Annotated in this window: 21 protein-coding genes, 1 tRNA gene and 1 pseudogene; 10 read left to right on the top strand and 13 right to left on the bottom strand. The window is 71.8% G+C overall.

Annotated elements, in window-relative coordinates:
• The first annotated feature begins 221 nt into the window (after window positions 1-221).
• Genes galT through galK form a run of 3 tightly spaced genes read left to right on the top strand, consistent with a single transcriptional unit; the run spans window position 222 to window position 3,472 of the window.
• Window positions 222-1,286 carry a galactose-1-phosphate uridylyltransferase gene (galT, locus tag ACWEQO_RS17615; protein ID WP_452984006.1) on the top strand — a complete coding sequence of 355 codons (1,065 nt, stop codon included), beginning with the start codon at window positions 222-224 and terminating at the stop codon, window positions 1,284-1,286.
• Complete coding sequence (gene galE, locus ACWEQO_RS17610) at window positions 1,283-2,254, top strand: UDP-glucose 4-epimerase GalE (protein ID WP_452984004.1); 972 nt, start codon at window positions 1,283-1,285, stop codon at window positions 2,252-2,254. The genes galT and galE overlap by 4 nt, the downstream gene beginning before the upstream one ends.
• A gap of 39 nt (window positions 2,255-2,293) precedes the next feature.
• On the top strand, window positions 2,294-3,472 hold the full coding sequence (galK, locus tag ACWEQO_RS17605) for a galactokinase (RefSeq protein WP_452984002.1): 1,179 nt from the start codon (window positions 2,294-2,296) through the stop codon (window positions 3,470-3,472).
• An 81-nt stretch (window positions 3,473-3,553) separates the two neighbouring features.
• Here galK and ACWEQO_RS17600 read toward each other — a convergent pair whose 3' ends face one another.
• Entirely contained in the window at window positions 3,554-4,072 is a 519-nt protein-coding gene (locus tag ACWEQO_RS17600) for a GNAT family N-acetyltransferase (protein ID WP_452984000.1), read from the bottom strand.
• Window positions 4,073-4,380: 308 nt separating this feature from the next.
• On the opposite strand from ACWEQO_RS17600, the gene ACWEQO_RS17595 reads away from it, so the two are divergent.
• Window positions 4,381-5,160, top strand: a complete 780-nt coding sequence (locus tag ACWEQO_RS17595) for a response regulator transcription factor (RefSeq protein ID WP_361454882.1) — start codon at window positions 4,381-4,383, stop codon at window positions 5,158-5,160.
• Here ACWEQO_RS17595 and ACWEQO_RS17590 read toward each other — a convergent pair.
• The gene (locus tag ACWEQO_RS17590; protein ID WP_361454885.1) at window positions 5,119-5,616 is read right to left on the bottom strand and encodes a MarR family winged helix-turn-helix transcriptional regulator; all 498 of its coding nucleotides are present in this window, start codon (window positions 5,614-5,616) and stop codon (window positions 5,119-5,121) included. The two genes, ACWEQO_RS17595 and ACWEQO_RS17590, sit on opposite strands and share 42 nt — an antisense overlap.
• 113 nt (window positions 5,617-5,729) lie before the next feature.
• Here ACWEQO_RS17590 and ACWEQO_RS17585 point away from each other — a divergent pair, with 113 nt between their 5' ends.
• Window positions 5,730-6,551 (top strand): trans-aconitate 2-methyltransferase, encoded by an 822-nt coding sequence (locus tag ACWEQO_RS17585; RefSeq protein WP_452983997.1) that lies wholly within the window; start codon window positions 5,730-5,732, stop codon window positions 6,549-6,551.
• Window positions 6,552-6,575: 24 nt separating this feature from the next.
• A pseudogene (locus ACWEQO_RS17580) lies at window positions 6,576-6,674 on the top strand (glyoxalase); the annotation flags it as partial.
• Window positions 6,675-6,762: 88 nt separating this feature from the next.
• Here the strand turns inward: ACWEQO_RS17580 and ACWEQO_RS17575 are convergent.
• Complete coding sequence (locus ACWEQO_RS17575; RefSeq protein ID WP_361454891.1) at window positions 6,763-7,452, bottom strand: TetR/AcrR family transcriptional regulator; 690 nt, start codon at window positions 7,450-7,452, stop codon at window positions 6,763-6,765.
• Window positions 7,449-8,498 (bottom strand): acyl-CoA desaturase, encoded by a 1,050-nt coding sequence (locus ACWEQO_RS17570; RefSeq protein ID WP_361454894.1) that lies wholly within the window; start codon window positions 8,496-8,498, stop codon window positions 7,449-7,451. Before ACWEQO_RS17570 ends, ACWEQO_RS17575 begins: the two co-directional genes overlap by 4 nt.
• A gap of 289 nt (window positions 8,499-8,787) precedes the next feature.
• Between ACWEQO_RS17570 and ppc the strand changes: the two genes are divergently transcribed.
• Window positions 8,788-11,529 carry a phosphoenolpyruvate carboxylase gene (ppc, locus tag ACWEQO_RS17565; RefSeq protein ID WP_452983995.1) on the top strand — a complete coding sequence of 914 codons (2,742 nt, stop codon included), beginning with the start codon at window positions 8,788-8,790 and terminating at the stop codon, window positions 11,527-11,529.
• 90 nt (window positions 11,530-11,619) lie between these two features.
• On the opposite strand, the gene ACWEQO_RS17560 is transcribed toward ppc, so the two are convergent.
• The 7 genes from ACWEQO_RS17560 to ACWEQO_RS17530 form a co-directional block, all read right to left on the bottom strand.
• Entirely contained in the window at window positions 11,620-12,162 is a 543-nt protein-coding gene (locus ACWEQO_RS17560; protein WP_452983993.1) for a hypothetical protein, read from the bottom strand.
• 68 nt (window positions 12,163-12,230) lie between these two features.
• Entirely contained in the window at window positions 12,231-12,830 is a 600-nt protein-coding gene (pth, locus tag ACWEQO_RS17555) for an aminoacyl-tRNA hydrolase (RefSeq protein ID WP_361454903.1), read from the bottom strand.
• Window positions 12,831-13,003: 173 nt separating this feature from the next.
• Window positions 13,004-13,585, bottom strand: coding sequence for a 50S ribosomal protein L25/general stress protein Ctc (locus tag ACWEQO_RS17550; protein ID WP_361454906.1), 582 nt, complete (start codon window positions 13,583-13,585; stop codon window positions 13,004-13,006).
• A 210-nt stretch (window positions 13,586-13,795) separates the two neighbouring features.
• Entirely contained in the window at window positions 13,796-14,776 is a 981-nt protein-coding gene (locus ACWEQO_RS17545) for a ribose-phosphate diphosphokinase (protein WP_361454909.1), read from the bottom strand.
• A 172-nt stretch (window positions 14,777-14,948) separates the two neighbouring features.
• Entirely contained in the window at window positions 14,949-16,394 is a 1,446-nt protein-coding gene (glmU, locus tag ACWEQO_RS17540) for a bifunctional UDP-N-acetylglucosamine diphosphorylase/glucosamine-1-phosphate N-acetyltransferase GlmU (protein WP_452983991.1), read from the bottom strand.
• Between the two features lie 124 nt (window positions 16,395-16,518).
• A tRNA-Gln gene (locus ACWEQO_RS17535) sits at window positions 16,519-16,589 on the bottom strand.
• A gap of 6 nt (window positions 16,590-16,595) precedes the next feature.
• A complete protein-coding gene (locus ACWEQO_RS17530; RefSeq protein ID WP_452983989.1) occupies window positions 16,596-17,468 on the bottom strand; it encodes a hypothetical protein in 873 nt (290 codons plus the stop codon).
• Window positions 17,469-17,636: 168 nt separating this feature from the next.
• Here ACWEQO_RS17530 and ACWEQO_RS17525 point away from each other — a divergent pair, with 168 nt between their 5' ends.
• Entirely contained in the window at window positions 17,637-18,956 is a 1,320-nt protein-coding gene (locus ACWEQO_RS17525; RefSeq protein ID WP_452983987.1) for a sensor histidine kinase, read from the top strand.
• Window positions 18,957-19,009: 53 nt separating this feature from the next.
• On the opposite strand, the gene ACWEQO_RS17520 is transcribed toward ACWEQO_RS17525, so the two are convergent.
• Together ACWEQO_RS17520 and ACWEQO_RS17515 are read right to left on the bottom strand one after the other, a co-directional pair.
• On the bottom strand, window positions 19,010-19,543 hold the full coding sequence (locus ACWEQO_RS17520) for an SUKH-3 domain-containing protein (protein WP_452983985.1): 534 nt from the start codon (window positions 19,541-19,543) through the stop codon (window positions 19,010-19,012).
• A gap of 109 nt (window positions 19,544-19,652) precedes the next feature.
• Complete coding sequence (locus tag ACWEQO_RS17515; RefSeq protein WP_361454924.1) at window positions 19,653-20,183, bottom strand: YwqJ-related putative deaminase; 531 nt, start codon at window positions 20,181-20,183, stop codon at window positions 19,653-19,655.
• Between the two features lie 353 nt (window positions 20,184-20,536).
• On the opposite strand from ACWEQO_RS17515, the gene ACWEQO_RS17510 reads away from it, so the two are divergent.
• Entirely contained in the window at window positions 20,537-21,556 is a 1,020-nt protein-coding gene (locus ACWEQO_RS17510; RefSeq protein WP_452983983.1) for an SMI1/KNR4 family protein, read from the top strand.
• A gap of 9 nt (window positions 21,557-21,565) precedes the next feature.
• Entirely contained in the window at window positions 21,566-24,001 is a 2,436-nt protein-coding gene (locus ACWEQO_RS17505; RefSeq protein WP_452983981.1) for an SUKH-4 family immunity protein, read from the top strand.
• The last annotated feature ends 129 nt before the right edge of the window (window positions 24,002-24,130 follow it).

Here is a 24,130-nt window from a genome sequence, read left to right as displayed (position 1 = left end):
GGGGTGTCCGCGGCACCGCGGACACCCCCACCTCTGCTCCCTGCTCCTGTCCCTCCCGCAGGACGCCCGCGAGGGCGGCGTTGACGATTGTGGTGTGTTGTGTTTTTGTGTGTTGAGTTCTGTTGGAAGGGCGTGGGAACAGTGCTGTGCAGCAACAGTGCTGCGCAGAAACAGTGCTGTGCGGAAGCAGTGCGGTGAACGGCTCGAATGGAGCGTCCGGAGTGAAGAAGACCTCGACCCGGCTGGCCGACGGTCGCGAACTCATCTACTACGACCTGCGTGACGACACCGTGCGCGACGCGGCCGACCGCCGCCCCCTGGCCGCCACCGTCACGACGTCCGAGATCCGCCACGACCCGCTGCTCGGCGACCGGGTCGCCGTCGCCTCCCACCGTCAGGGCCGCACCTACCACCCCCCGGCCGACGAGTGCCCCCTGTGCCCCTCCGAGGGCGACCGGCTCAGCGAGGTCCCGGACTCCTCGTACGACGTCGTGGTCTTCGAGAACCGCTTCCCCTCACTGGCCGGTGACTCCGGCCGCTGCGAGGTCGTCTGCTTCACCTCCGACCACCACGCCTCCTTCGCCGACCTGAGCGAGCGGCAGGCCCGGCTGGTCCTGGACGCCTGGACGGACAGGACGTCGGAGCTGTCCCATCTGCCCTCCGTCGAGCAGGTGTTCTGCTTCGAGAACCGGGGCGCCGAGATCGGCGTCACCCTCCAGCACCCGCACGGGCAGATCTACGCCTACCCGTTCACCACCCCCCGCACCGCCCTGATGCTGCGCCGAGCGGCCCTGCACAAGGAGGCGACCGGAGGGGGAAACCTGTTCGACGCCGTCCTGGCGGAGGAACGCGCGGGCGAGCGGGTCGTCCTGGAGGGGGAACACTGGGCCGCCTTCGTGCCGTACGCGGCGCACTGGCCCTACGAGGTCCACCTGTACCCGAAGCGCAGGGTGCCCGACCTGCTCGGACTCGACGAGGCGGCACGCGCGGAGTTCCCCCGGCTCTACCTGGAACTGCTGCGGCGGTTCGACCGGATCTTCGACGGGGAGGGCGAGTCCCCGACGCCGTACATCGCGGCCTGGCACCAGGCCCCGTTCGGCACACTGGCGGAGTTCGACGGGGTCACCCGGGACGACTTCGCGCTCCACCTCGAGCTTTTCACCATTCGACGCACCTCCGGCAAGCTGAAGTTCCTCGCGGGTTCCGAGTCCGGTATGAACGTGTTCATCAACGACGTGCCGCCGGAACGGGCGGCCGAGCGACTGCGGGAGGTAGCGAGTCCATGAGCGGGAAATACCTGGTCACCGGTGGCGCGGGCTATGTCGGAAGTGTCGTGGCCCAGCATCTGCTGGAGGCCGGCCACGAGGTCGTCGTCCTCGACGACCTCTCCACCGGAGTGCGCGAGGCCGTCCCGGCCGGTGCGTCCTTCATCGAGGGCGACATCCGCGGTGCCGCCACCTGGCTGGACGCCTCCTTCGACGGCGTCCTGCACTTCGCGGCGTTCTCCCAGGTCGGCGAGTCGGTCGTGCGGCCCGAGAAGTACTGGGAGAACAACGTCGGCGGCACCATGGCGCTGCTGGACGCGATGCGTTCGGCGGGCGTGCGCCGGCTGGTCTTCTCCTCCACCGCGGCGACCTACGGAGAGCCCGACCAGGTCCCGATCCCCGAATCCGCCCCGACCCGGCCCACCAACCCCTACGGGGCATCCAAGCTCGCCGTCGACCACATGATCACCGGTGAGGCGGCGGCGCACGGCCTGGGCGCGGTCTCGCTGCGCTACTTCAACGTGGCCGGCGCCTACGGCCACTTCGGCGAGCGGCACGACCCCGAGTCCCACCTGATCCCGCTCGTCCTCCAGGTCGCCCAGGGCCGGCGCGAGGCGATCAACGTCTACGGCGACGACTACCCGACGCCGGACGGCACCTGCGTCCGCGACTACATCCACGTCGCCGACCTGGCCGAGGCGCACCTGCTGGCGCTGGAGGCGGCGGCCCCGGGCGAGCACCTGATCTGCAACCTCGGCAACGGCAACGGCTTCTCCGTCCGCGAGGTCGTCGAGACGGTCCGTCAGGTCACGGGCCATCCGATCCCCGAGGTCGTGGCCCCCCGCCGGGGCGGCGACCCGGCGGTCCTGGTGGCCTCGGCCGCCACGGCCCGCGAGAGACTGGGCTGGAAGCCGTCCCACGCCGACCTCACGGGCATCGTCGCGGACGCGTGGGAGTTCGCGCAGCGGCACACCGAGCCGGGCGTTTAGCAGTACGCGACGAACGTGACGAAGGGTCAGGGGCAGGGCATGAGCGAGTCCAACGTCGGCGAGGCGGCCGCGGAGACGGTCGGCGAGCGGTTCCGGGAACTGTACGGAGCCGCACCGCACGGCGTCTGGGCGGCGCCGGGCCGGGTCAACCTCATCGGCGAGCACACCGACTACAACGACGGCTTCGTCATGCCGTTCGCCCTGCCGCACACCGCGGTCGCGGCGGTCTCCCGGCGCGACGACGGCGTCCTGCGCCTGCACTCCGCGGACGTGGACGCGCCCGTCGTGGAACTGACGGTGGACTCCCTCACCCCCGGCACGGACAAGAACTGGACCGCCTACCCGGCGGGCGTCGTGTGGGCCCTGCGCGAGGCCGGCCACCCGGTGACCGGCGCGGACGTCCACCTCGCCTCCACGGTCCCGGCCGGCGCCGGCCTGTCCTCCTCGGCGGCCCTGGAGGTCGTCGTCGCCCTGGCCCTGAACGACCTGTACGAACTGGGCCTGCGCGGCTGGCAGTCGGCCCGCCTGTGCCAGCGCGCGGAGAACGTCTACGTCGGCGCCCCCGTCGGCATCATGGACCAGACGGCGTCCGCCTGCTGCGAGAGCGGCCACGCCCTGTTCCTCGACACCCGCGACCTCTCCCAGCGGCAGATCCCCTTCGACCTGGCCGCCGAGGGCATGTGCCTGCTGGTGGTCGACACCCAGGTCAAGCACAGCCACAGCGAGGGCGAGTACGGCAGGCGCCGGGCCGGCTGCGAGAAGGGCGCCGCCCTGCTGGGCGTCGACGCCCTGCGCGACGTGGCCCACGCGGACCTGGACGAGGCCCTGGACCGGCTGGGCGACGAGGAGGAGGTCCGCCGCCTGGTCCGCCACGTGGTGACCGAGAACGAGCGGGTGGAACGGGTGATCGCCCTGCTGGAGTCGGGCGACACCCGCGCCATCGGGCCGGTCCTCACCGCCGGCCACGCCTCCCTCCGGGACGACTTCCGCGTCTCCTGCCCCGAACTCGACCTGGTCGTCGACACGGCCCTCGCCTCCGGCGCCCTCGGCGCCCGCATGACCGGCGGCGGCTTCGGCGGCTCCGCCATCGTCCTGACCGAGGCGACGGAGGCGGCGGCCCTCACCGAGGCGATACGGAAGACCTCCACGACGGCCGGCTTCCAGACCCCCCGCGTCTTCGAGGCGGTCCCTTCGGCGGGGGCGCGACGGCTCCACTGAGCACCGGACGCACCGTCCCGCGCGCCGCGGCAAGCGCTCGGGCGCCGCACGGCGTGCTGCGGCGGCAGGGCGGTGCCGCCTTCAGCCGGGTCGGCCGGTCCGGCCGGTCCGGCCGGTCCGGCGGGTCCGGTGGCTCCCGGCAGCCGGCTCCAGGTGCTTGGTCAGGGTGTACTCCGTGATGCCCGGGGGGTAGTCGGGGATCGTGCAGACCACCTCGTAGCCGTGGCGCCGGTAGAAGTCCGGGGCCTGGAAGTCCCAGGTCTCCACGCGGGAGGAGCGGCAGCCGCGCCGGTCGGCGGCGATGCGTTCGGCCGTGGAGAGGAGGAGGGAGCCGAGGCCCGCTCCCCGGTGGCGTTCGTCGACCCAGAGGTGGGTCACGTGCAGCCAGGTCGCCCAGGTGTGGCCGACCAGCCCGCCCGCCAGAACGCCGGCCGGGTCCGAGGCCCACACATGCAAAGGGGACTCGCGTTCGTCGGGGGTTCCGCGCAGGGCGCGCAGCACCGGTGAGGCGGCCGTGTCGGTCTCCCGCAGCCGCCTGCGGAGCAGATCACGTCGGGCTCTGTCGACTTCTGCCTCGAGACGAAACATGCGGCTCACCATAAACGCGCAAGGACGCCAGTTCTGCAAACAACCTTCCGCCGGCCGCCCCCGCCCTTACTCTGATGAACAGCGCCGGTGGGGGCCGGCGCCGTTCAGGGGGCGAGACACTCGGGTACGGAGCCCGGGGCGGGCGGCGAGGGCGCACGGCGGCGGCCGGGCGGTGCCGAGCGGTCCGCTCCGGGCCCGGCCGCGGCCGGACCGGTGAGTCCGGGACCGGGCTCCGGGTCCGAGCCCGCGCCGGAACGGGTGTCGTCCTTTGACTTCGGGGTAGTCCCCAGCTCTGCAGAGAGCTCGGGGAAGGGGGTTTCGTGCAACGTGTCCGAGTCCTGGTCGTCGACGACCACCGCATCTTCGCCGAGTCGCTCGCCGCGGCCCTGGCCGCGGAGCCCGACGTCGAGGTGTCCGCGGCGGGCAGCGGCCCGGCCGCGCTGCGCTGCCTGGAGCGCGCCGCCGGCGAGGGGCGGCGGTTCGACGTGCTCCTCGTCGACGCCGACCTGGGCGGCGCGATGACGGGCGGCCGGTCCGCCGTACCGGTGCAGGCGGCCGGCGAGGACGGCCTCGTCGACGGCATGTCCCTGGTCACCGGGGTGCGTTCGGTCCACCCGAAGGTCCGGATCGTGGTGCTCGCCGAGAAGGACGACCCGCGCCGTGCCGCGCTCGCGCTGCAGGCCGGCGCCGGCGGCTGGGTGGCCAAGGACTGCTCGCTGAGCCGGCTGCTCACCGTCATCCGGGGCGTGCTGCGCGACGAGACGCACCTGCCGCCCGCCCTGCTCACCGGCGTGCTGCGCGAACTGACCGCCGCGCGCAGGCACCGCACGGAGAGCGAACGGCTCGTGGAGGCCCTGACCCCGCGGGAGCGGGAGGTGCTGCGGTGCATGGTCGCGGGCCTGGGGCGCAAGGCCGTCGCCGAGCGCCTGTACCTGTCCCCGCACACCGTCCGTACGCACATGCAGAACGTGCTCGGCAAGCTGGGCGTGCACTCCACGCTCGCCGCCGTCGCCCTCGCCCGGCGGGCGGGCGTGGGCCCCGCCGACCTCGGGCCGGCCTCAGCCCGGGACGTTGTCGAACGGGGCGGTCAGCCGGCGTAGCAGGCCCGCCAGTTCGCCGCGCTGGGTGCGGGAGAGCTCGGCGAGGATCGCCCGCTCCTGCGCCAGCAGCCCGGCCAGTGCCTGGTCGGCGCGGTCGCGGCCCTCGTCCGTGAGGCGGACCAGGACGCCGCGCCGGTCGTTGGGGTCGGGCAGCCGGGCGACCAGGCCCTTCTTGGTCAGGCGGTCGATGCGGTTGGTCATCGTGCCCGAGGTGACCAGCGTCTGGGTGAGCAGCTGTCCCGGCGAGAGCTGGTAGGGGGTGCCCGCGCGGCGCAGCGCGGTCAGCACGTCGAACTCCCAGGGCTCCAGGCCGTGCTCGGCGAACGCGAGCCTGCGCGCCCGGTCCAGGTGCCGGGCGAGCCTGCTCACCCGGCTGAGGACCTCGAGCGGTTCCACGTCGAGGTCCGGACGCTCCCGGCGCCATGCTGCGACCAGCCGATCGACCTCGTCATCCATGGCGATCAGTGTAGTGGTTGTGTCGATGTGAAGTCTCTTGAGGTCAAGTTTCTCGACAGCGAGGTAATGTGGGTGGAGCGCCCGCCACCCGTCGGCCGGCTCCAGGAGGTTCCATGCCCGCGGTCACCGATCCCGACTGGGACCCCGACCAGTATCTGCGCCACGCGGGCCCGCGCACCCGGCCCTTCCTCGACCTCCTCGCCCGCGTCCCCGAACTTCCCGGCGATCCGCCCCGCATCGCCGACCTCGGCTGCGGCCCCGGGAACGTCACCGCCCTGCTCGCCGACCGCTGGCCGGCCGCCCGCATCACCGGCTACGACAACTCGCCCGAGATGCTCGACCGGGCCCGTGCCGACCACCGGGGCCCGACCCCGGGCGGCGGCCGGCTGGACTTCGCCCACGCCGACCTCCGCACCTGGGCACCCGACCGGCCGTACGACCTGATTGTCAGCAACGCCGCCCTGCAGTGGATCCCCGGACACGCGGACCGGTTCGCCGACTGGATCGCCTCGCTCGCCCCCGGCGGCACCCTCGCCTTCCAGGTGCCCGGCAACTTCGACGCCCCCAGCCACACCCTCCTGCGCGACCTCGCCCGCTCCCCGCACCGGCGGGCCCGCCTCTCCGGCGCCCTGCGCCACGCCGACGCCGTCCTCACCCCCGCCGCCTACCTGGACCGCCTCACCGACGCCGGCTGCACGGCCGACGTGTGGGAGACGACGTACCTCCACCTGCTGCACGGGCCGGACCCCGTCCTGGACTGGGTCAGGGGCACCGGCCTGCGCCCCGTCCTCACCGCCCTCGCCGACGATCCCGAGGCCCGGGACGCCTTCGTCGAGGAGTACCGCGCCGCCCTGCGCACCGCCTACCCCGCGGGCCCGCACGGCACCCCGTTCCCCTTCCGCCGCGTCTTCGCGGTCGCCGTCAAGGAGGCGTGAAGGACGCTCACCGCCGTCGACCATGTGCGGCCGGCCGCACCGCCCGGCTCCGAGGACCGCCTCCGCGCGTACCGCGCCGACGTCCTCGGCAGGACCGAGGTGCCGAAGCCGCCTGCTCTGGCCGGCGGACCGGATCCTCCGGCCGGGAGGCGGCCTCGCCGATCGTCATTTCGGTCATGGGCCCGGGGCGCCACGTGTCCGGGCCGGGGACTCAGTTCTTGCGGTGCCCGATCAGCCGCGGCTTCGGCTCCAGGCCGTCCAGGCCGTGCCAGGCCAGGTTCACCAGGTGCGCGGCCACCTCCGCCTTCTTCGGCTTGCGCACGTCCAGCCACCACTGACCGGTCAGCGCGACCATCCCCACCAGCGCCTGCGCGTACAGCGGAGCCAGCTTGGGATCGAAGCCGCGGCTCTTGAACTCGCGGCCCAGGATGTCCTCCACCTGGGTGGCGATGTCCGAGATGAGGGAGGCGAAGGACCCCGTCGACTGCGGGATCGGGGAGTCGCGGACCAGGATGCGGAAACCGTCCGTGTACTCCTCGATGTAGTCCAGCAGCGCGAACGCCGCCTGCTCGCACAGCTCCCGCGGATGCCCCGCGGTCAGCGAACCCGTCACCATGTCCAGCAGGCGCCGCATCTCGCGGTCCACCACCACCGCGTACAGCCCCTCCTTGCCGCCGAAGTGCTCGTACACCACCGGCTTGGAGACCCCGGCCTTCGCCGCGATCTCCTCCACCGACGTGGCCTCGAACCCCTTCGCGGCGAACAACGTGCGGCCGATCTCCAGCAACTGCTGACGGCGCTCCGCACCGGTCATCCGGGTACGGCGCGTCCGCCGCGGCTTGTCGTTGCCCGAAATGCTGCTGGAGGTGTTGCTGGAGTCGGTGGCCACAGCGACCATCATGCCGCCTCAGCCGTCTCCCGCCCGCGCCGGGAGCCGTCCTCCCCGGTATTACTGCGGTTACGGCGCGAATCGATACGCGAGCGTGACGGCCACCGCACGTCGTACGCCCAGCCCCACCGCTCGAACCAGCGGATCAGCCGGGCCGAGGAGTCCAGCTGCCCCCGCTCCACCCCGTGCCGCGCGGACGTCGGATCGGCGTGGTGCAGGTTGTGCCAGGACTCACCGCAGGACAGGACCGCCAGCCACCACACGTTGCCCGAACGGTCCCGCGACCTGAAGGGCCGCTTGCCCACCGCGTGACAGATCGAGTTGATCGACCACGTCACATGGTGCAACAAAGCCACCCGAACGAGTGACCCCCAGAAGAAGCCGGTGAACGCGCCCCACCACGACATCGTCACCAGACCACCGATCAGCGCCGGCAGCGCCAACGACACCGCCGTCCACAGAATGAACTGACGGGAGACCGCACGCAGCGTCGGATCCTTGATCAGATCCGGTGCGTACTTCTCCTGCGGGGTCTGCTCCTCGTCGAACATCCAGCCGAGATGCGCCCACCACAGCCCCTTCAGCAACGCCGGCACCGACTCCCCGTACCGCCACGGCGAATGCGGGTCGCCCTCCGCGTCCGAGAACCTGTGGTGCTTGCGGTGGTCCGCCACCCAGCGCACCAGCGGCCCCTCCACCGCCATCGAACCCGCCACCGCCAGCGCGATCCTCAACGGCCGCTTCGCCTTGAACGAACCATGCGTGAAGTGACGGTGGAAACCGATGGTGATGCCGTGGCAGCCGAGGAAGTAGAAGAACACCAGCAGCCCGAGATCCAGCCAGCTCACCCCCCAGCCCCACGCCAGCGGCACCGCGGCCAGCAGTGCCAGGAACGGCACGACGATGAAGAGCAGCAGAGTGATCTGCTCGATGGAACGCTTGCGCTCGCCGCCCAGCGTGGCGGACGGGACGGCGGCGGCATCGGCGCCGGCATCGGAGCGGGAGTCGGGCGCGGGCCTCCGGGAGGCTTCGCCGATGACATCCGGGCCTGAAGTCATGCGTGTCCCCTGTGAGGAGTGAGGGTCGAGGGTGACGCCGGGCAGCGGAACCGCGCGACACTTCCTACGGCCCCGTAACCTACGGCAACGTAAGTATGACAGTGCGTGGCCCGGCGGCACGAGCCCACGAGCCTGCGCGTCCCCGCCGACACCTATCCTGGAAGCCGGTCGGACAGCGCGGTCCGCTCTGATTCCTTCCCGGACGCACGGCCCGTATGCGGCACCAGCCGCCCGAGACGCCGTCCGGGTCCCCTCCAGACCAGCTTCCACACTGCAAGGAGCCGCACCTGTGAGCAGTGCCGACGACCAGACCGTCTCCACGGCGACCACGAGCAGCGAACTGCGGGCCGACATCCGCCGATTGGGTGACCTCCTCGGAGAGACCCTCGTCCGCCAGGACGGCCCCGAACTCCTCGACCTCGTCGAAAAGGTCCGCCGCCTCACCCGCGAGGACGGCGAGGCCGCAGCCGAACTGCTGGGCGGCACCGAACTCGAAACCGCCGCCAAGCTGGTCCGCGCCTTCTCCACCTACTTCCACCTGGCCAACGTCACCGAACAGGTCCACCGCGGCCGCGAACTGCGCGCCCGGCGCGCCACCGAGGGCGGACTGCTCGCCCGCACCGCCGACCGCCTCAAGGACGCCGACCCCGAACACCTGCGGGAAACCGTGCGGCACCTCAACGTCCGCCCCGTCTTCACCGCCCACCCCACCGAGGCCGCACGCCGCTCCGTCCTCAACAAGCTGCGCCGCATCGCCGCCCTCCTCGACACCCCCGTCATCCCCTCCGACCGGCGCCGCCTCGACATCCGCCTCGCCGAGAACATCGACCTCGTCTGGCAGACCGACGAACTGCGCGTGGTCCGCCCCGAACCCGCCGACGAGGCCCGCAACGCCATCTACTACCTCGACGAACTCCACGCCGGCGCCGTCGGCGACGTCCTCGAGGACCTCACCGCGGAACTCGAACGCGTCGGCGTCAAGCTCCCCGACGACACCCGCCCCCTCACCTTCGGCACCTGGATCGGCGGCGACCGCGACGGCAACCCCAACGTCACCCCCCAGGTGACCTGGGACGTCCTCATCCTCCAGCACGAACACGGCATCAACGACGCCCTGGAGATGATCGACGAACTCCGCGGATTCCTCTCCAACTCCATCCGCTACGCCGGAGCCACCGAGGAACTGCTGGCCTCCCTGCAGGCCGACCTCGACAACCTCCCCGAGATCAGCCCCCGCTACAAGCGCCTCAACGCCGAGGAGCCCTACCGGCTCAAGGCCACCTGCATCCGGCAGAAGCTCGAGAACACCAAGCAGCGCCTCGCCAAGGACACCCCGCACCAGCCCGGCCACGACTACCTCGGCACCGGCGAACTCCTCACCGACCTGCGTATCATCCAGGCCTCACTGCGCGAACACCGCGGCGGCCTCTTCGCCGACGGCCGGCTCGCCCGCACCATCCGCACCCTCGCCGCCTTCGGCCTCCAGCTCGCCACCATGGACGTACGCGAACACGCCGACGCCCACCACCATGCCCTCGGCCAGCTGTTCGACCGGCTCGGCGAGGAATCCTGGCGCTACGCCGACATGCCCCGCGACTACCGCACCAAGCTCCTCGCCAAGGAACTGCGCTCGCGCCGCCCCCTCGCCCCCGTCCCCGCACCCGTCGACGCGGCCGGCGAGAAGACCCTCGGCGTCTTCCAGACCGTCAAGCGGGCCCTGGAGATCTTCGGCCCCGAGGTCATCGAGTCCTACGTCATCTCCATGTGCCAGGGCGCCGACGACGTCTTCGCCGCCACCGTCCTCGCCCGCGAGGCCGGACTCATCGACCTGCACGCCGGCTGGGCGAAGATCGGCATCGTCCCGCTCCTCGAGACCACCGACGAACTGAAGGCCGCCGACACCATCCTCGAGGACATGCTCGCCGACCCGTCCTACCGGCGCCTGGTCGCGCTCAGGGACGACGTCCAGGAGGTCATGCTCGGCTACTCCGACTCCTCCAAGTTCGGCGGCATCACCACCAGCCAGTGGGAGATCCACCGCGCCCAGCGCCGGCTGCGCGACGTCGCCCACCGCTACGGCGTCCGGCTGCGCCTCTTCCACGGCCGCGGCGGCACCGTCGGCCGCGGCGGCGGCCCCACCCACGACGCCATCCTCGCCCAGCCCTGGGGCACCCTCGAGGGCGAGATCAAGGTCACCGAACAGGGCGAGGTCATCTCCGACAAGTACCTCATCCCCGCCCTCGCCAGGGAGAACCTGGAACTGACCGTCGCCGCCACCCTCCAGGCGTCCGCCCTGCACACCGCGCCCCGCCAGTCCGACGACGCGCTCGCCCGCTGGGACGCCGCCATGGACGTCGTCAGCGACGCCGCCCACGCCGCCTACCGCCGGCTCGTCGAGGACCCCGACCTGCCGGCCTACTTCTTCGCCTCCACACCGGTGGACCAGCTCGCCGACCTGCACCTGGGATCGCGTCCCTCCCGCCGCCCCGACTCGGGCGCCGGACTGGACGGACTGCGCGCCATCCCCTGGGTGTTCGGCTGGACCCAGTCCCGGCAGATCGTCCCCGGCTGGTACGGCGTCGGCTCCGGCCTCAAGGCCCTGCGGGAGGCGGGCCTGGACACCGTGCTCGACGAGATGCACGAACAGTGGCACTTCTTCCGCAACTTCATCTCCAACGTCGAGATGACCCTCGCCAAGACCGACCTGCGCATCGCCCGGCACTACGTCGACACCCTCGTCCCCGACCACCTCAAGCACGTCTTCGACGCCATCCGCGCCGAACACGAACTCACCGTCGCCGAGGTGCTCCGCGTCACCGGCGAGAGCGAGCTCCTGGACGCCGAACCGGTGCTCAAGCAGACCTTCGCCATCCGCGACGCCTACCTCGACCCCATCTCCTACCTCCAGGTGGCCCTGCTCAAGCGCCAGCGCGACGCCGCCACCGCAGGCACGGAGCCCGACCCCCTGCTCGCCCGGGCCCTCCTGCTCACCGTCAACGGAGTCGCCGCCGGCCTGCGCAACACCGGCTGACCCCCACGGCACACGACGGTGCCCCCGAGCCGGTGTGCGGCCCGGGGGCACCGTCGTCCGCCGTACACCGGCCAGCGCACCGGCCCGCCCTCACCTCGCCAGGAACGCCGCCGTCACCAGCGCCACGCCCGACAACCCCATCACCCACGCCGCCCGCGTCCGCAGCAACCCGCCCGCCACCACCAGCGACGCCAGCATCAGCGCCCCGCCCAGCGGAACCCACGCGTAGAGCACCCCCGCCGGACCCGAACGCACCACCTCGGTCCCGCCCGGCTTCACCAGCACCGGGTACGTCCGCCCCTCCGCCACCGCCACCGTCTCCTCCAGCACGACCTCGGCCCGCGGCTGCGACCCCGGCGACAACGGCGTGTAGGCGCCCTTGCAGGTCCCCGCACCGCACGACGTCACGGCGACCGTGCCCCGCTCCCGGCCCTTCGTCAGCATCACGTACTGCGCCGTACCCCACGACGCCCACACACCCGCGATCAGGATCAGCACGGTGACCATGCCCATCGCCGCGATCCGGAACAGCCGCAGCACGGCGGAGGAACGCCGGGAGACGCCCCGGCGGGAGGAGCCCCGGCGGGAGGAGCGCCGGGAAGAACTCCGGGAGGCGGAGACGGCAGAAGGCATGGCCGAGATCCTTGGCCATGCCTGTACGGTCGGTCAACCTCAGCCGGGTGCGAGGCACCGGATCCGGCTCACGAGTTGTACGTGCCCTGCGCCCGCTCCAGCCCCTCGATCACCAGGCACTCCACCGCGTCCGCCGCCCGGTCCACGAAGTAGTCCAGCTCCTTGCGCTCCGCCGACGAGAAGTCCCGCAGCACGTAGTCCGCCACCTGCATCCGCCCCGGCGGACGCCCGATCCCGAACCGCGCCCGGTGGTACTCCCGCCCGAACGCCTTCGTCATCGACTTCAACCCGTTGTGACCGTTGTCCCCGCCACCCAGCTTCAGCCGCAGCGTCCCGTAGTCGATGTCCAGCTCGTCGTGGACCGCCACCACATGGGACACCGGCACCTTGTAGAACTCCCGCAGCGCGTTCACCGGACCGCCCGACAGGTTCATGAACGACATCGGCTTCACCACGATCACCCGCCGGCTCGCCGGACCCGGCGGCCCGATCCGCCCCTCCACCACCTGCGCCTGGGCCTTCCCGGCCCGCTTGAACCGGCCCCCGACCCGCTCCGCCAGCAGGTCCGCCACCATGAACCCCACGTTGTGCCGGTTCATCGCGTACTCCGGCCCCGGATTGCCCAGCCCCGCGACCAGCCAGGGTGCCGCCGCGTCCTCGGTCGTCACGTCCGTGTCTCCCTCATTCACGTACTCACGCGTTCACGCATCCGTGGATCCGCGTCCCGAATGCGCGTCGGCCGCTGCCCCGCACGGGAACAGCGGCCGACGCGCATCGAAGAATACGAAGCCTCCGCGGGCGCCGAGGCCCACGAGGACCGATCAGACCTCCGAGGACCGGATCAGGCCTCGGCGGCCTCCTCGTCCTCCGAGACCTCCTCGGCCTGCGCGGCGAGCACCTGCAGCACGACGGTGTCCTCCTCGACCGCCAGCTTCACGCCCTCCGGCAGCACCAGGTCCTTGGCGAGGACCGCGGCACCGGCCGCCAGGCCCTGAACCGAGGCGGTCAGGCCGTCCGGGATGTTCGTCGCCTCCGCCTCGACCGGCAGCGCGGAAAGGACGTGCTCCAGCAGGTTGCCGCCCGGGGCCAGCTCGCCCTCGGCGTGCACGGGGATCTCGACGGTGACCCGCTCGCCCCGCTTCACCTTCAGCAGGTCCACGTGCACCAGGTCACCGCGCAGCGGGTCACGCTGCACCGCCTTCGGGATCGCCAGCTGGCTGCCCTCACCGTCGATGACCAGATCGATCAGCACGTTCGGCGTACGCAGCGCCAGCAGCAGCTCGTGGCCCGGGAACGTCAGGTGCAGCGGCTCGAGACCGTGCTCGTACACCACGCCCGGGACCTTGTTGTCACGACGGACACGACGCGCGGCACCCTTGCCGAACTCGGTACGGGTCTCGGCGTGCAGCTTCACATCGGCCATGCTCATCACTCCTCGAAGTCAGTTGCGAACGTGGTCACCCGGCCACGAACGGCCTGCTACGAAGAGCACGTCGATTACGGACCGCCGTACCCCGCTCCTCACGAAGCGGTACGGCCTCCCTCGCCGAGCAACTGCAGCAGTCTACTCGGACAGGGAGGCCGTACCCAAAACGATCACCCGGACCGTCATCGGGACCGGGCCGCAGAACCCTTACTGCTCGTCGAACAGGCTCGTCACCGAACCGTCCTCGAACACCTCGCGCACCGCACGCGCGATCGTCGGCGCGATCGACAGCACCTTGATCTTGTCCAGGTCGGCACCCAGCTCGTGCGGAGTCGGCAGCGTGTCCGTGAACACGAACTCGCTCACCCGCGAGTTCTTCAGCCGGTCCGCCGCCGGACCCGACAGCACACCGTGCGTCGCCGTCACGATGACGTCCTCCGCACCGTGCGCGAACAACGCGTCCGCCGCCGCACAGATCGTGCCACCGGTGTCGATCATGTCGTCCACCAGGACGCACACGCGGCCCTTCACCTCACCGACCACCTCGTGGACCGTGACCTGGTTCGCCACGTCCTTGTCCCGCCGCTTGTGCACGATCGCCAGCGGCGCGCCCAGCCGGTCGCACCAGCGGTCCGCCACCCGCACCCGGCCCGCGTCCGGCGAGACCACGGTCAGCTTCTCCCGGTCCACCTTCGCGCCCACGTAGTCCGCGAGCAGCGGCAGCGCGAAGAGGTGGTCGACGGGACCGTCGAAGAAGCCCTGGATCTGGTCCGTGTGCAGATCCACCGTCAGCACCCGGGTCGCGCCCGCCGTCTTCATCATGTCCGCGATCAGGCGCGCCGAGATCGGTTCACGGCCGCGGTGCTTCTTGTCCTGCCGCGCGTAACCGTAGAACGGCACGATGACCGTGATGGACCTCGCCGACGCGCGCTTCAACGCGTCGATCATGATCAACTGCTCCATGATCCACTTGTTGATGGGCGCCGTGTGGCTCTGGATCAGGAAGCAGTCGGCGCCACGGGCCGACTCCTCGTACCGCACATAGATCTCGCCATTGGCGAAGTCGAAGGCCTTCGTCGGGACAACCTCGACCCCCAGCTGGCGGGCGACGTCCTCGGCAAGCTCGGGGTGGGCGCGGCCGGAGAAGAACATCATCTTCTTCTGGCCGGTCGTCTTGATCCCGGTCACAGCACTTTCTCCTCAGAGGTTTCGCAGGTATCGCGGGGCCTCGCGGATGGCGAGGGGGTAAGCGGCTCGTTGGCGAGCGGTCTCTCGGTCCGTACGCGAGAAGCCGTCTCGGCAGATGGGGTGCAGATGTGCATTTATCACGGTACGCCGAATCGGGCGCGCCGCTCCTCGGTCACCCCTCCTCGGCCGCCCCTCCCGAAGCCGCCTCCGCCGCCTTCGCGGAAGCGCTCCCCGGACGCTTGCGAGCCACCCAGCCCTCGATGTTCCGCTGCTGGCCACGGGCCACGGCCAGTGAACCGGGCGGCACATCCTTCGTGATCACGGAGCCGGCGGCCGTGTAGGCGCCGTCCCCGACAGTGACAGGTGCCACAAACATGTTGTCCGACCCCGTCTTGCAGTGCGAGCCGACCGTCGTGTGATGTTTGTCCTGTCCGTCGTAGTTCACGAACACGCTCGCCGCACCGATGTTCGAGAAGTCGCCGATCGTGGCGTCCCCCACGTACGACAGATGCGGAACCTTCGTCCCCTCACCGATCGACGCGTTCTTCGTCTCCACGTACGTGCCGATCTTGCCCTTGCGCCCGAGCCGCGTCCCCGGACGCAGGTACGCGTACGGCCCGACGGTCGCCTCCGGCCCGACCTCGGCACCCGCCGACACGGTGTTGTCCACCCGCGCGCCGGCTCCCACCCGGGTGTCCGTCAACCGCGTGTTCGGACCCACCTCGCAGCCCTCGGCGAGATGCGTCGCACCCTGCAACTGCGTCCCCGGATGCACGAGCACGTCCTGCTCGAACGTCACCGTCACGTCCACCCACGTCGTCGCCGGATCGACCACCGTCACCCCGGCCAGCATGGCCTCCGTCAGCAACCGGTCGTTGAGGATCCGCCGCGCCTCGGCGAGCTGCACCCGGTTGTTGATCCCCGCGATCTCCCGGTGATCACCCGCCACCGACGCACCCACCCGGTGCCCGGCCTCCCGCAGGATGCCCAGCACATCGGTCAGGTACTCCTCACCCTGGCTGTTGTCCGTCCGCACCTTCCCCAGCGCCTCGGCCAGCAGCCGCCCGTCGAACGCGAACACCCCGGAGTTGATCTCCCGGATCGCCCGCTGCGCGTCGGAGGCGTCCTTGTGCTCCACGATCGCCGTCACGGTCCCGGTGTCGTCCCGCACGATCCGGCCGTACCCGGTCGCGTCCGGCACCTCGGCCGTCAGCACGGTCACCGCGTTGCCGTCGGCGGAGTGCGTGGCCGACAGCTGCCGCAGCGTCTCGCCCGTCAGCAGCGGGGTGTCGCCGCAGACGACCACCACGGTCCCCTCCACCGAACCGCCCAGCTCCTCCAGCCCCATCCGCACGGCGTGCCCGGTGCCGTTCTGCTCGGCCTGGACGGCGGTGCGGACGGCGGGGGAGACCTCGGCGAGGTGCGCGGTCACTTGCTCGCGGGCGTGGCCCACGACGACGACCAGGGCCTCCGGCTCCAGCTCGCCGGCGGCGGCGAGCACGTGGCCCACCAGGGAACGGCCGCAGATGTCGTGCAGGACCTTCGGGGTGGCCGACTTCATACGGGTGCCCTCACCCGCTGCGAGAACGACGACGGCTGCCGGGCGGTTGGCGCTCACAAGGATGCCCTTCGGCTGTAAGGGGGCGGGGGTGACAACCGCAGGATACCGGGGCGTTTGTGGGGGCACATGAGTGCGGGTCCTGACCGTAATGTCACCGGTCAGGACCCGAACTCGGCCATTGCTCCCGGGGGAGGACTCGAACCCCCATGATCAGAGCCAAAATCTGACGTCTTGCCCTTAGACGACCCGGGATTACCGCTATGTCCGATTTGTTGGATCGGCTGCGGAGGCAGCACCTACTATGCCGTACCAGGCGCCTTCCACGCGACGATACAAGTCGGCCCCTCCGAGAACGCGGATGACCAGGCAGCCTTTGTAGGTATCTGCGGTGTTCTTCCGATTCGTCTTCGGGTTGTGTCGCTTGATGGTCGCTTTCTGGAAGTCGGCAGCGTCCACGCCTGCGAGGTCGGCCCAGAACTCTTCCGCCCTTGCCGTGTCCGCCGACTCGTGGATGCTCACCCGGAAGCGCAGGCGCTCGCGCTCCACACCCAGTACGTCGAGCCAGCGCAGGTAGAAGCGGATGACGTTCGGGTCACTGTTGACGAACTGCAGTCTCTCGCAGCGCCGGTACGGCTTGTCCTTGGTTCCCTCTGCCCAGTAAAGGGCGACGCCGGCCAGGAGTACCTCCCGGTCGCTCAGGTCGCCGATCTCTGCCATGGCTGTGGCTTTGGTCTGCTGCCGTTGCTCCTCGCGCACCCGCAGTCTCGCCTCCCAGCCCCGCCGTGCGATCGCCGCCGCCTCCGCGGAACTCCGCTTGCGCTCCGGTTTCGGCAGGTCCCTGACCCACAGCGAGATCGAACCCTTGGAACAGCCCAGCTCCACCTGGATCTGGTCGTACGTCCAGCCCTGGAGCCGGAGCTCCCTCGCCTTCTCCCTCAGGCCGTCCTTCGCGTTCGGGCGCTTCGTCCACTCCGGGGCCGGCTCGCCCTTCAGGAGGCGGTTGAGGATGTCGTTGTTGTCGACGTGGAGCCGGTCGCGGATCTGGCGTCGGCTCAGTCCCGCCCGCCGCAGCGCCACCGCCCGCTCCCGCAGGCCCTCGAAGTCGGCGTACTTGCCGGGTGCGTGTCTCATGCGGACACCGTCCGGGCGGAATGCGGGCTTCCGGGGTCGAACGGTGTGCGGTTCAGCAGTTCGAGTGATTTCGGCTCCTGTCGCACCCGAACGGTCACGGATCGTGATGGAGTTCGGTCGGGGAAACTGCCCGGAAAGCCGGCACCGCGCGCCCGTAGGCTGGAGGGCATGACCACGACGGGGGAAGACCACGGGGCGGCCGGCGGAGGGCCGTGGTGGTGGGACAGGCGGCGGAGTGCCGCGCTGGATGTGAGCCTTGCGGCGGTGTCCGCGCTGGAGTGCGGGCTGGAGGGGATCCCGTTCGCGCGGGACGCGGGGATCCCGGTGGCCCTGGGGGTGCTCTTCGGGCTGCTGGTGGGTTCCGTGCTGGTGGTGCGGCGGCACTGGCCGATCGCCGTGGTGCTGGTGGTGATCGCCGTCACGCCGGCCCAGATGGGCTTTTTGATGGGGCTGGTCGGCCTGTACACGCTGGCCGCGTCGGAGCTGCCGCGCCGGATCATCGGGTCGCTGGCGGGGATGTCGCTGGTGGGGACGCTCATCGTGACGTTCGTGCGGGTGCGGCAGGACATGGCGCGCGGAGAGCTGACCCTGGGGGACTGGTTCGTTCCGTTCGCGTCGATCACGACGTCGCTGGGGCTGACCGCGCCGCCGGTGCTGCTGGGGCTGTATGTGGGGGCGCGGCGGCGGTTGATGGAGAGCCTGCGGGAGCGGGCGGACAGTCTGGAGCGGGAGCTCCAGTTGTTGGCGGAGCGGGCCGAGGAGCGGGCCGAGTGGGCGCGTAACGAGGAGCGGACGCGGATCGCGCGGGAGATGCATGACGTGGTCGCGCACCGGGTGAGTCTGATGGTGGTGCATGCGGCGGCGTTGCAGGCGGTGGCGCGGAAGGATCCGGAGAAGGCGGTGAAGAACGCCGCGCTGGTGGGGGACATGGGCCGGCAGGCGTTGACGGAGTTGCGGGAGATGCTCGGGGTGCTGCGGTCCGGCGGGGGCGGCGGGGTCCGGGGTGCGGGGGACGCGGTGCCGTTGGTGGCGGTGGGTGTGGCGGCGGCCGCGGCCGCGTCGCGGGCGGTGGACGAGGCTCGGGGTGCGGGGGGTGAGGGGCCGAGGCTGACGGAGATCGGTGAGTTGGTGGAGCAGTCGGCGGCCGCGGGGGTGGTGGTGGATCTGTCGGTGGAGGGTGAGGGCCGGTCGTATGCGGGGGAGGTGGAGTCGACGGCGTACCGGGTGGTGCAGGAGGCGTTGACGAACGTCCACAAGCATGCGCCGGGGGCGAAGACGTATGTGCGGCTCGCGCACCGGGTGTCGGAGATCGCGATGCAGGTGGAGAACGAGCCGCCGCCGGAGGCGGGGGCGTCGGCGCGGTTGCCGTCGGGTGGGAACGGTCTGGTGGGGATGAAGGAGCGGGTGTCGGCGCTGGGCGGGGTGTTCGTGTCGGGGCCGACGGATGCGGGGGGTTTCCGGGTGTCGGCGGTGATTCCGGCGTCGTAGCCGGGAGTGGGGGCGGGCCCGTGGGCCCGGGGGTGCGGGTCCGGGGGGTGTGGTCAGCCGGCGGTGAGGCGGGCGGGCTGGGCGCCGGTGACGAGGGCGGTGAGGGCCTGGTCGATGTGGTGGCCGAGGTACCAGTCGCCGGTGTGGTCGAGGGCGTAGACGCGGCCCTGGGTGTCGATGGCGATGAGGGTGTGGGTGTCGGTTTCGGCGCCGACGGGGCAGACGTCGGTGTCGAGGGCGCGGCCGAGGTCGCCGAGGGTGCGGGCCATGTGGAGGCCGTGCAGGGGGTCGAGGTGGAGGGTGGCGGGGGCGAGTTGACGGCCGGTGCCGGTGGGGGCGATGTGGAGGCCGCCGAATTCGGCCCAGGCTTCGACGGCGGAGGGGAAGACGGTGTGCCGGTGTCCGGCGGGCGAGGTGTGGTCGCGCAGGGTGTCGGCCCAGATTTCGGCTTGGCTGATGTCCCAGCGGCCCGGTTTCCAGCCGGCGGTGCGCAGGGTGGCGTCGACGGGGGCGGGGAAGCGGGGTGGGGTTCCCCCGGGTTCGGGTGGGGCCGGGTGGTTGGGGGCGGGGGTGCGGTCGGTGTGCATCTGCCGTTCGTCCGTCGTCGGGGTGGTGGTGGCCGGTCGGTACCGGGGTGGTGGGGAAATGGGGGGAGTGGGGGAGTGGGGAAGGTGGGGGCGCGGGGGTTGTCCGGGGTTATCCGGGGTCGACGACGCGGACGCCGAAGTGGGCGGTGAGGGCGGCGCAGGCACGGCAGGGGGCGGCGAAGCTTCCGTGGAGCGGGTCGCCGTCCTCGCGGATGTGACGGGCGGTGAGTTTGCCCTGTTTGAGCGCTTTGCGCGCTTCTCCGTTGGTCATGGGCTTGCGTGCGGCGCGCTTGCTGCGGGCGTTGTCGGCGGCGGTGATGTGCCGGGAGATGAGGATGGTTTCGGCGCAACGGCCGGTGAAGCGGTCGCGTTGGCCGCTGGTGAGGGTGTCGAGGAAGTCCTGGACGAGGGGGTGCAGCTCGGGGGGTGCGTCGCCGCGGGCGGCGGTGCCGGTGAGGGTGGTGCCGCGGATGGAGAGGGCGGCGGCGATGGTGGGCAGGATGCCGTCGCGGCGGTGGTGGAGGAGGGGGGTGTGGGTGGCGTCGGCGGCGCTCCAGCCGACGCGGGGGTCGCCGGTACGGGGGTCGCCGGGTCGACCCGTGTGGGCCCCCTGGTGGGTCCCTGTGTGCGTCATATTCATGATCGTCTTTTCCTCCCGCGCATCCCCCGGAAGGTCACAGAGTGCCAAATGGCGCGGCTGATGGGGAAGCTGGGGCGAGGTGACACGCCCGGGCCGGGGCTGACTGTCACGGGAGGGTGACGGTTGGTCACGGAGGTGGAGGGGTGTGCGGCCGGTGCCCGGTGACCGGTGCCGTCGTACCGCATAGGCTGTCGGCACCGCGATTCTTGCGGTGATCCGTGCGCGGGGCGCGCGGGGCGCCGGTGGGGATGCGGCGGTAAGCAGTCGAAACAGACGTGACAGTCGAATACGTTCCGTAACGGTCCGAGGGCGGCCGGTGTGGGGCGTACAGAGTGCCGCAGGGGGCAACCGCCATGACGACAGGTCGGCTCGGGCTGGGGGCACCTCCCGGCCGCCAGGTTGGGGGAAAAACCGTGCCGCCGAATGCGGCCTATGCCGGGCAGGTCGTGCACTTCCCGGATCCGGTGCGGGCGGCCCGTCACCCGAGAGGGGTAAGGGTGGACGAGCGTGGTTACCCCGATTTCTCGCCGTACGCGCGCGCGGCCGCGGAGATCGCGGAGCCGCCGGAGGGTTTCGGTGTCGACGAGCTGCGGCTGACGGACTACGTGTCGGCGAACGCGGCGCTGGCGGCGACCGGTCATGAGCTGTGGGACACGGTGCCGGCGGTGGCGACGCCGCACGGCTGGACGTGGCATCACGCGGTGGGGTCGCGGCGGCTGGAGCTGGTGCCGGTCGAGGTGAAGGCGTTGCTGCGGCACCACGGTGGTGTGGTGACGTCGGGTGTGGACCAGGGCAAGCGGGGGACGCGGCCGTTGCAGGAGACGCGGCCGGCGCACTTCGGGCTGCCGAAGTCGGGGCTCGCGGTGACCGAGGCGCAGGTGCTGGAGGTCGAGGAGGACCTCGGGTACCGGCTGCCGGGCGCGTACCGGTCGTTCCTGAAGGTGGCGGGTGGTTGCGCCCCGGTGGGGACGGCGCTGGACGCGGAGCTGGGGCTGCTGGTCGACCAGCCGTTCTTCACGGTGCGGGACGAGGCCGCGGTCAACGACCTGGTGTACGTCAACAAGTGTCTGCGTGATCACCTCACCAAGGACTACCTGGGGGTCGCTTTCGTCCAGGGCGGTCTGCTGGCGGTGAAGGTGAAGGGCGACCGGGTGGGTTCGGTGTGGTTCTGCGCGTACGACGACGCGCGGGACGTGGATCCGTCGTGGACGCCGGCGGAGCGGGTGGAGCGGCTGCTGCTGCCGTGCGGGGACGACTTCGACGCGTTTCTGGCACGGTTGGCGGGGTCGCCGCCCGAGTTGGAGACGGTGGCGAATCTGATGGTGGACGGCGGCTTCGCGCAGGTCGTTCCGGTTTCCTCCGCGGGGGAGTGAGGTCTGGCGATGGTGACGTTCGCGCAGGCGCAGGAGCGTGCGGAAGAGTGGGTCAACGGGGATGTGCCGTCGTACCAGCACCGTGAGGTGCGGGTACGGGAGTTCGACCTCGGGTTCGTGGTGTGGGCGGAGGACCGTGCGGACGGGCCGCGTTCGGACGGCGGCGCGCAGCGGCTGGTGATCGCCCGGGACAGTGGTGAGGCGACGTTGTGGCCCGCGCTGGCGGTGGGCGAGGTGATCCGCCGGTACGAGGAGGAGTACGGCGGCCGTGCGGAGGCGGTGCCGGAGCCGGCGCCCGCGGCGCGGGTGGATCTGAACCAGACGTCGTTCCTGTTGAGTCCGCCGGAGTGGTTGCAGGAGGCCGCGGACCGGCTGGGGATCCCGGACCGCCGGGGGGAGACGTCGGGCGGTGCGGCGGGGGCGGCCGGTACCGGCGGTACTGCCGAGACCGCCGGTGGTGCTGCCGCGGCGGCGGGTCCGGGGGCCGGTTCTTCCGGTGCCGTCTGGCCTGCTGCCGGGTCCGCTTCCGGCGCGTCGGGTGAGGCGGCCGGGGCGACGCCGTGGGCCGGTACGGACACGAACGCCGATGCCGGCGAGGACCGTTCCGTGCCGCTGCCGGAGACCGTGTTCGCTCCGCCGCTGAGCCGGTCCGACGAGGACACGCCGCCGCCTGCGGTGGCGCCGGAGGCGCAGACGGCGCTGATGTCGGGCGGCAGCCAGTTGCCGCCGACGGCGGTGGGCCCGGCGCTCCGGGCCCCGGGTGCACAGGTTCCGCCGGGTGCGCCGGCGCCGGGCGCCGGGGACATCGCCGATGCCGCGACCAGCAAGGCGCCGCCGGCGCGCCGTGGTTCGGGCCCGACGACGCCGCCTCCGCCGGGCGCCCCGGGTACGCCGGGCGCGCGGGCGGGGGCCACGCCTCCGCCGCCGTCGGCGCCCCCGTCGGGTCCCGGCGCGCCGGGTGGTCAGGCGGGCGCGTACGTACCGACGCAGGTGATGCCGTCGCTGGGGTCCAACGGGCTCGGCGGCTTCGAGGGCCCGGAGGGTGCGAAGGGCGCCCCGGCCGGTACCCCGACGCCGCCGCCCGGTACTCCGCTGCCGCCCGGGGCGCCGCCCGCGTCCGGTGGTACGCCGCCCGGTGGGGCGCGTCACACCGCGACGGTGTTCGCCGATCCCGGGCGGCCGGGGTCCGGCGGGGGCGCGCCGCCGCCTCCCGGCCCGCCCGGCGCCCCCGGCGTGCCGCAGCCTCCGGGTCCTCCGGGTGCCCCGGGTGCTCCGGGTGCTCCGGGTGGGCGTGGTCCCGTGCACCACGCCGAGACCGTGCTGGGCGGTCCCACGGTCAGCCGCCCCGGCGCCCCTCCGCCGCCGCCCGGTGTCCCCGGGACGCCGCCGCCTCCCGCGCCCCCCGGCGTTCCCGGCGGTGTGCCCGGCGCGGTGCCTCCGGCGTACGGCTATCCGCCGCAGCCCGTCGGACAGCCGACGGTCGGCCCCGGCTATCAGGCGGTGCTGCGCTACCGCGCGCAGGACGGTTCCGAGCAGCAGCTGATCCGGCGTTCGGCGCCGGGCACGCCGCACCCGGAGTGGCAGATCTTCCACGAGCTGCGTGCGATGAACGTGCCGCCGAATCAAGTGCTGGAGCTGCACACGGAGTTGGAGTCGTGTGAGCTGCCGGGTGCGTACTGCGCCCGGATGATCCGGGAGCAGTGGCCGCAGGCGCGGATCACGAACATCGCCCCGTACGGCACGGATCACGCGAGCCGGCAGCAGGGTGTGCAGCAACTGCTGGAGCATCAGGGCGAGTTGCATCAGGTGGCGGACGGTCCCGCCCGGCCGGCGCCGGTGCGTGCGCCGTTGCCGCCGGTTCCGCCCGCGCCGCCGGTTTCGCCGGAGGTCATCGGGCAGGAACTGGCGGGGGCGTTCGGGCCGGGCGTGTTCCGGTTCGAGCAGGCCGCGGTCTCCCGGCAGGGCGTGCCGCCGGTGGTGGCGCACACGCTGGTGATGGCCGGACTGCCGCTGGACATGGGCCCGTTCTTCTGGGCGCAGGCCCAGCCGGGCCGCCCGGTGCCCACGCTGGCGGAGCTGGCCGTGGAGCGGGGTGTGCAGCCGGCCTCGGACGCGGGCTCGTATCTGGTGATGGGCAGCGACTTCGGCAAGGCGATCTGTGTGCAGTACGGCACGGCGAACATCGTCGCGGTGCCGGTGGAGCCGGGGCCGGGCGGTGCGCCCGTGCCGCCGCAGTTCGTGAACACGGGTCTGCCGGAGTTCGCGCGCTGCCTGGCGTTGCTGGGGCGGATGTGGCGGCTGCGGTACGGGCTGAACCAGGAGCAGGCGGGCCGTTGGACCGTCGACTTCCAGATGCAGCTGGCGGCGCTGGACCCGGCGGCCCTCGGTTCGCCGGACAGCTGGTGGTCGGTCCTGCTGGAGCAGATGTGGGACGGACTGCTGTGACCTCTCGCCGCTGAGGGCGGCGAACAGGCGGGAGCCGGGCCCGGTCGGATGCGCCGACCGGGCCCGGCTCCCTGTGTGTCCGCCTGTCCGCCTGTCCGCCCGTCCGCCTGTCAGTCCGTTCATCCCGAT

This window comes from Streptomyces sp. NPDC004051 (genome assembly GCF_053604275.1).
The sequence above is the reverse complement of the archived record's forward strand: the minus strand, read 5'-3'. Positions and strand labels throughout refer to the sequence as shown.

Bases quoted from the DNA above. Each gene is read 5' to 3' on its own strand.
- ACWEQO_RS17550 (WP_361454906.1), bottom strand. From the start codon at position 13,585: ATGGCCGATGTGAAGCTGCACGCCGAGACCCGTACCGAGTTCGGCAAG.
- galK (WP_452984002.1), top strand. From the start codon at position 2,294: ATGAGCGAGTCCAACGTCGGCGAGGCGGCCGCGGAGACGGTCGGCGAG.
- ACWEQO_RS17585 (WP_452983997.1), top strand. From the start codon at position 5,730: ATGCCCGCGGTCACCGATCCCGACTGGGACCCCGACCAGTATCTGCGC.
- ACWEQO_RS17590 (WP_361454885.1), bottom strand. From the start codon at position 5,616: ATGGATGACGAGGTCGATCGGCTGGTCGCAGCATGGCGCCGGGAGCGT.
- ACWEQO_RS17515 (WP_361454924.1), bottom strand. From the start codon at position 20,183: ATGAATATGACGCACACAGGGACCCACCAGGGGGCCCACACGGGTCGA.
- ACWEQO_RS17525 (WP_452983987.1), top strand. From the start codon at position 17,637: ATGACCACGACGGGGGAAGACCACGGGGCGGCCGGCGGAGGGCCGTGG.
- ACWEQO_RS17530 (WP_452983989.1), bottom strand. From the start codon at position 17,468: ATGAGACACGCACCCGGCAAGTACGCCGACTTCGAGGGCCTGCGGGAG.
- ACWEQO_RS17505 (WP_452983981.1), top strand. From the start codon at position 21,566: ATGGTGACGTTCGCGCAGGCGCAGGAGCGTGCGGAAGAGTGGGTCAAC.
- ACWEQO_RS17575 (WP_361454891.1), bottom strand. From the start codon at position 7,452: ATGATGGTCGCTGTGGCCACCGACTCCAGCAACACCTCCAGCAGCATT.
- ACWEQO_RS17570 (WP_361454894.1), bottom strand. From the start codon at position 8,498: ATGACTTCAGGCCCGGATGTCATCGGCGAAGCCTCCCGGAGGCCCGCG.
- ACWEQO_RS17520 (WP_452983985.1), bottom strand. From the start codon at position 19,543: ATGCACACCGACCGCACCCCCGCCCCCAACCACCCGGCCCCACCCGAA.
- ACWEQO_RS17600 (WP_452984000.1), bottom strand. From the start codon at position 4,072: ATGGTGAGCCGCATGTTTCGTCTCGAGGCAGAAGTCGACAGAGCCCGA.
- ACWEQO_RS17560 (WP_452983993.1), bottom strand. From the start codon at position 12,162: ATGCCTTCTGCCGTCTCCGCCTCCCGGAGTTCTTCCCGGCGCTCCTCC.
- ACWEQO_RS17510 (WP_452983983.1), top strand. From the start codon at position 20,537: ATGACGACAGGTCGGCTCGGGCTGGGGGCACCTCCCGGCCGCCAGGTT.
- galE (WP_452984004.1), top strand. From the start codon at position 1,283: ATGAGCGGGAAATACCTGGTCACCGGTGGCGCGGGCTATGTCGGAAGT.